Raw genomic sequence first — 6,084 nt, 5'->3', positions numbered from 1 at the left:
CGTTACCACTCACCGGTGGTGTCGCGTCCGACTGGCTGTATCTAGCAGGAGCAGGCGTGCTGATAGTTGGTGTTGCAGCTGGGCTTGTGGCACGCAGACGGCTACAGGCTCGCGTGTAACACCCACAAGCAGAAGCAACAGGCGGCAAGTGGTTTGACCGCTCGGGTGTCAGCCCCTGCAGGCTGGCTAGCACCGGCGGGTGGTGTGGTTGTTTTAGCCAGCTGCCTGTTGGGTGTTGAAGCACAGGGCTGGATTGGCTGGTTTCTAGACTATACAAGGAGAGGGTGGTGTTCTATCACTCCTCCTGGAGAGTTAAACCCCACAACCTCACCACTCTTGTACAACTGGCATGATAAACACTAAACCGGCACAAAACCACACCTTATAAAGTTTTAACTCCACGAAAACGCACGCCTAGAAAAAGACCTTTAACACCAAAGAACCAGACATTACAGACAGTTTCAAACCCGCAAAACCCACCTCCACGAGAACTAAGCCTCGAAAGAAACTTTTAACACTAGAGAACCATGCAATACAGACAGTTCCAACCTATTAGTGAGTATAGGAAGTTTGTTAATGTTGTATATTGTTTTTGTTTGCGATGAGTTTTCGTTTCCTGTGTACTATAGCAACGGTTATTAGGCCTGTAGCTATGAGTATTCCACCGGTTGTTAGCATGATTGTTTGGCCTTGTGCGCCGGTTAGAGGAAGCGCGGGAACAGTGACTTTGCTGTTGTAGACAGTTACTGTTGCAGGTTTAGTTAGAGTGTTATTTTCACCCACGGTAACCGGGAAACACATTGTGTTAAGCACGTATCCGGTTGGGGCTTTAATTTCTTTTATGCTGTATTTGCCGGCTTTAACCGGGATGGCTCCAACCAGTTTACCCGTATCAACTGTTATAAGGGTTTCTTTCAGGTCTACTTTAGTTGCGCAGGTTTCGTCTTTGTAGAGTTCGAAGGTTGCGTCTGATATTGCGGTTGTGGTGTCTTTAACATATTTTTGAATATCAAAATACCCGTAGATGAGGGTTGGTGCACCACCCGAACCACTCGGTACAGGGGGTTGCTGCGCCCGGTGATATTGACACAAGCCAGCGGGGTTCGATTATTGTGCATAAACACAAACAGCAAACCCTTCAAGGTCACCCCGGCACAGGCCAACCTGAAACCTCACCCCCCGCGGGGATGCGATTGTTGGAGTGGTGTTTAAGATTCAAAAACTCGATCTTAATCTCACACAAAACAACGACTGGGAGACGCTAGCAACTCTAACCGTTGATCAAGCTAAAAACAGGCTAGTAGCCGGTAGTGACAGATTCCATTTCCAGCCTGCTGGAACATCACCCTTAACAATGGTTATCACACAGGTGCTACCTGCATCAACCATGTTGTTTAACACTCGATCCCATTTGCCGCCTACTAGCTGGTTGTGTTTTAGAGTAAACATGATGTTACGCCTGTCTGATTGCCGTTGGGGGTTAATGCATAAAACCTGGCATGTTACAACAACCTGTCCTTCGGTAAGCCCCACAGGCTGAAACGCGGCTGTTAGCGTGGTTTTACGGGGTATAATCTGAAACGTGGCGTCGGATTCAACAGCGGTGAAAGGTTCTCGTGCATCATCAGCACGGGCATTAGTTGCAAGGTCGATGTAGCTGAAATCTAAAACCCCGTCAGCGGTAGTGGTAATCGTGTGGGATGTGTTGGGTGTGCCTGTGGCTGTTCCTGTTATGTTAAGTTCCTCAAAAAGCTGGTACTCACCGCCGTACTTATAGTGGGGGGTGGGTGTGGGGAAACTACCAGTTAGCGTACGTGACTGTGTGTTGTAGCTCCATTCAAAACCATCTTGTATGCATTGCCTTTGGTTTGTGCAGTCCTTTACCAAGAAGGGGCCTCTGTTGAGTGTTTCTGGTGAGATTGTAAACCCGGTGGGTATTTGCACATTGAAGCTAATTTTAACAGTATACGAATCCTGGTTGGATTGAATATCCTGCACCTCCTGGTACGCCGCATCGTTATACCTGAATGACACTTGGATGCTGGCTTTTTCACCGGGATAGTATTGTTGTTTGTCGGTTGTTGTTGTGCTTGTGACTAGATCCGCGATGGTGGTGCGGTTTATTCCGGCTGGTGATTGTGTAGTGTGTGGGGGGTTTGTGTTTGTTTCCAGCCTGATATTGCGATCATGGTGTTTGTGACATATTTTTGGATATCGAAGTACCCGTAGATGAGGGTTGGTGCACCACCCGGGCCACCCTGTCCTGGGTCTGGGGTTGACTGTGTGGTATCCCCTCCAGTAGAGGTTTTGATTCTAACTTTGGCGGTGTTTACAATCTTCCCGGGTTTATTAACTTTGGTTGTGATTTTGAATGTAACAGTTTCACCTCCTGTAAGATTTGTTGTGTCATCTAACTGACCTGTTAGGGTTCGGTTTCCGTTTCCTGTGGCGGTAACGGTTACATTAACCTCACGGCCGTCTACCTGCGCGGTAGCGGGTGCAACGTATTCTAGGCCTTCCTGTAGCTGGTCTGTGAAGCTTACCTCTGTGAATGTTTCACCGTTTTGGAGTTCTGGTAGTGTTTGTGTGATAGTCCAGGTGACACTGTCACCGAGTTTTGTGGCGTTTGTATCGTCTAGGGTTTTAGTTGGTTTAGCGCTAACAGTGTTTTTTGGGTAGACGTGTACGTTATAGTTCCACGCGTTGCCGTTTGGGTGGGGTACGGTAACAATAAAAGGCGCAGCCTTTTTAACCACATTAGCGGGAGCATTGGTTTCTGTAACCAGATAAGCACCAACAGCAAGACCATCGAATGTGGCTTCCCCATTAAGGTTTGTTGTTTTAATAGTTTCAGACCCCATAACTACCCTGTTTTTAGCATCGTCCGGGGTTAGGGTTTTAAGCGTTTCCCAGTCGGTGTTTTTTGTGAGATTAAGATTGAGTTTTTGAATCTTAAACTCTACCCCAGCAATCGCATCCCCTCGAGGGGGTGGGTTTTCAGGTTGTCCTGTGCCGGGGTTGCCTTGAGGGCCTTGTTGTTTGTGTTTGTGCACAATAATCGAACCCTGCTGGTTTGTGTCAATATCACCGGGCGCAGTCACCCCCATTCCGGGTGGTGGCCCTGGTGGTGCACCAAACAGGGAAAACCGTTGCTGGGGTGGGTGTTGCAGCCGGGCAAAACACCACGCTGCAACAAGTAGCAGGTGGTGAACCTGTTAAACCCACCACAACTACCACCAGCCTACAACCAAACAACACTAGTGCAAACAACACAAGCAAAACCAAACCAGCAACAAACCCCCCGCACACTACACAACTGCCGACCGGAATAAACCGCACCACCATCACAGATCTAGTCACAACCACAACAACAACCGACAAACAACAATACCATCCCAATGAAAAAGCCAGCATCCAAGTGTCATTCAGGTATAACAATACGGCGTACCAGGAGGTGCAGGATATTCAATCTGCCCAGGATTCGTATACTGTTAAAATTAACTTCAATGTGCAACTACCCGCCGGGTTTACAATCTCAAATGAAACACTAACCAGAGGCCCCTTCACAAGAGACTGCACAAACCAAAGGCAATGCACACAAGATGGTTTCCAATCAAACTATGATGCAGGAACACGCACGCTCACCGGTAGTTTCCCCACACCCACCCCCCACTATAAGGACGGCGGTGAGTACCAGCTTTTTGAGGAACTTAACATAACAGGAACAGTCACAGGCACACCCAACACATCCCACACAGTTACCACTACCGCTGATGGGGTTTTGGATTTCACCTACATCGACAAAACCAATTCCCGTGCTTATGATGTGCAAGAATATTTCACCGCTATTCCTTCTGACGCTACGTTTCGTGTTGTTCCCCGTAAAACCACGCTAACAGCCTCGTTTACCTCTGTAGGGAATGTACCCAATGATGTTACCGTGGTGGTGACAGGTGAAGTACTATGCATCAACCCTGGTGGACAAGGGGACACGCGTCCTTTCATGTTTACTCTGAAACACAACGAACTAGCAGGCGGCAAATGGAACAGAGAATTAAACAACATGGTTGATGCAGGTAGCGATTGTGTGATAACCATTAACAAGGGTATGGTTTCTGCTGGTTGGAGATGGAAAACGAATACACCTATTGTGGTAACAGAATCAAACATCACCAGCTCACGCACCGCCACAATACGGCTGGAGGTTGAAAAAATACCAGTCGAAGTATCCACCGAAACAACTGCCACACCAACAGTAGCCGCAGGCCAGCAAGTACAAGTAATATCAACAATCAAAGCCAGCGGCTATGAGGCGCGTAACATCCCCGTTACAATCCAACTACCCCGGGACGGGTTTGTAAACACCGCCGCCACAGTAAACTCGGCATGCCAGGCCACAGGGCGTGGTGCTCGCTGCCCCGGTCAGTGGGTGTACAACGCAAACAGTCACACGGTAACAGCAACCATACCGGTCATTCCAGCCGGAGGCAGTGTTAAAGTAACCGTTACAGGCAAAGCAGGGTTTTTCGCTGCTAACAGCCGAAGGTTCACTGCAACCACCAGCGCAGCGTTTACAGACGCCAACCAAAACAATAACACTTCAAGAGCAAGTTTTAATGTCACAAACAAAAGGGTCACAGTCTCACTCACTGTCAGGTCAGAAGGGGAACGCCCTGCTAGTGGTGTTGTGACCGTGACGGGTAGTATCGACTGTGTTACCCCGTTTCAACATAACAATACTTTCACGTACACGCTCAACTATGCTCGGCTTGTTAACGGCGCAGGAGCGCCCCAAGTTATACATAGGATGTTATGGGCTGGTAGCAACTGCACAGTAACAGTACGCAACACAACAGCCCCTGATGGTTGGGAGTTCACCAGCCAAACCCCGTCGACGTATCAACTGCAACAGGTTATGATGGACGAAACAGTTCAACACACAGTTCGTTTACAACGCAAGTTTGTGGCCGTAGCACCACCACTACCACTCACCGGCGGTGTCGCGTCCGACTGGCTATATCTAACAGGAGCAGGTGTACTCGCAGTAGGTGTTGCAGCAGGGCTGCTGGTTGTGTGTTGAAGCACAAGGTTAGATTGGCTGGTTTTTGACTGCATAGAGGGTGTGGGCTGGACTGGCTCACACCCCCTCTTTTTTGGTTGCGTGGTGTGGTGGTTTGACTTTTCACGGGGAGGGTGTGTGGACTGTTCTGACTCCCCCATTTTTGTGTGTATGGGGTGGTGTTGTTTTAGTAGGTTTGTAGCGCGTGCTGGCAGTGTATGGTTGTGTTTATCGGGTGCAGCCTGTGCTCGCAGCTGGTTTTGTAGCCGGGCTTGTGGCACGCAGACGGTTACAGGCTCGCGTGTAACACCCACAGGCAGAAGCAACAGGCGAGCAGGTGGGGTGGCAGCTCTGCTGTCAGCCCCCTGCCCGTTGAAAAAGGCTAATCCCTAGTTAGTCGCGTTATATCCGCCGCAAAACGCGGATGAGAGCGCAACAAGTGGGCGCGTTCAGCAAGCGTAAACTGTTCCCAAGAAAAAGGCGGCGCCATGGTTGTGCCAAGCAAAGTCCACGCGCCGAGCGAACGAGAACCATGAAAACACCCGCCAGGAACAACCACCTGCGGCACCTCACCACCCAAAACATCCTGCCCAAGAATAATGTTCTCACCGCTCCCGTCAGGATGCAAAACCGTTATTTGCAGAGGGCTGCCCGCATACCAGTGGTAAACCTCAGAAGATTTAAGCCGGTGCAAAGCCGAAAAACCAGCCTCAGTCACCATAAAATAAATCGCCGTGGAATCCACGCTAGCAAGCGTATTACGAAACAACCCACCCTCGTGAGGCAGCGGCTTCAAACCTAGCTTAGCGGCAATTCTAGCCGCAATACCAGCCGGGTCTCCAGCACCAGCAACACCGCTGCCATCCACACTAACAATACCTACCACATCAACGCACCCAGCACCAGCAGCACCAGCAGCACCAGCAGCACCAGCAGCACCAGCAGCACCAGCAGCACCAGCAGCACCAGCAGCACCAGCAGGAACAGCATCCGCCGCATTATCCGGCAACAAAACAAACGGGGTC

General features: G+C 49.8%; 6 protein-coding genes. 2 read left to right on the top strand and 4 right to left on the bottom strand.

What is annotated here, in order from left to right; genetic code table 11:
- A partial coding sequence (locus KJY78_RS06890; RefSeq protein WP_214337746.1) for an LPXTG cell wall anchor domain-containing protein occupies positions 1–119 on the top strand: 119 nt, incomplete at its 5' end.
- Between the two features lie 454 nt (positions 120–573).
- Here the strand turns inward: KJY78_RS06890 and KJY78_RS06220 are convergent.
- The 3 genes from KJY78_RS06220 to KJY78_RS06210 all read right to left on the bottom strand — a co-directional run bounded on the left by KJY78_RS06220 (position 574) and on the right by KJY78_RS06210 (position 3,101).
- A complete protein-coding gene (locus tag KJY78_RS06220; protein ID WP_214337743.1) occupies positions 574–1,092 on the bottom strand; it encodes a prealbumin-like fold domain-containing protein in 519 nt (172 codons plus the stop codon).
- Between the two features lie 189 nt (positions 1,093–1,281).
- Positions 1,282–2,034, bottom strand: coding sequence for a hypothetical protein (locus KJY78_RS06215; protein ID WP_214337742.1), 753 nt, complete (start codon positions 2,032–2,034; stop codon positions 1,282–1,284).
- 86 nt (positions 2,035–2,120) lie between these two features.
- A complete protein-coding gene (locus KJY78_RS06210; protein ID WP_214337741.1) occupies positions 2,121–3,101 on the bottom strand; it encodes a SpaH/EbpB family LPXTG-anchored major pilin in 981 nt (326 codons plus the stop codon).
- 23 nt (positions 3,102–3,124) lie between these two features.
- On the opposite strand from KJY78_RS06210, the gene KJY78_RS06205 reads away from it, so the two are divergent.
- Positions 3,125–5,080 (top strand): COG1361 family protein, encoded by a 1,956-nt coding sequence (locus tag KJY78_RS06205; protein ID WP_214337740.1) that lies wholly within the window; start codon positions 3,125–3,127, stop codon positions 5,078–5,080.
- Between the two features lie 361 nt (positions 5,081–5,441).
- On the opposite strand, the gene KJY78_RS06200 is transcribed toward KJY78_RS06205, so the two are convergent.
- Positions 5,442–5,945, bottom strand: coding sequence for a cupin domain-containing protein (locus tag KJY78_RS06200; RefSeq protein WP_214337739.1), 504 nt, complete (start codon positions 5,943–5,945; stop codon positions 5,442–5,444).
- Positions 5,946–6,084 lie beyond the last annotated feature (139 nt).

It is taken from the genome of Canibacter zhuwentaonis, from assembly GCF_018531145.1.
GTDB classification, from domain to species: Bacteria; Actinomycetota; Actinomycetes; order Actinomycetales; family Microbacteriaceae; genus Canibacter; species Canibacter zhuwentaonis.
Note: the sequence above shows the minus strand (reverse complement) of the source record. Positions and strands in the feature narration are given on the sequence as shown.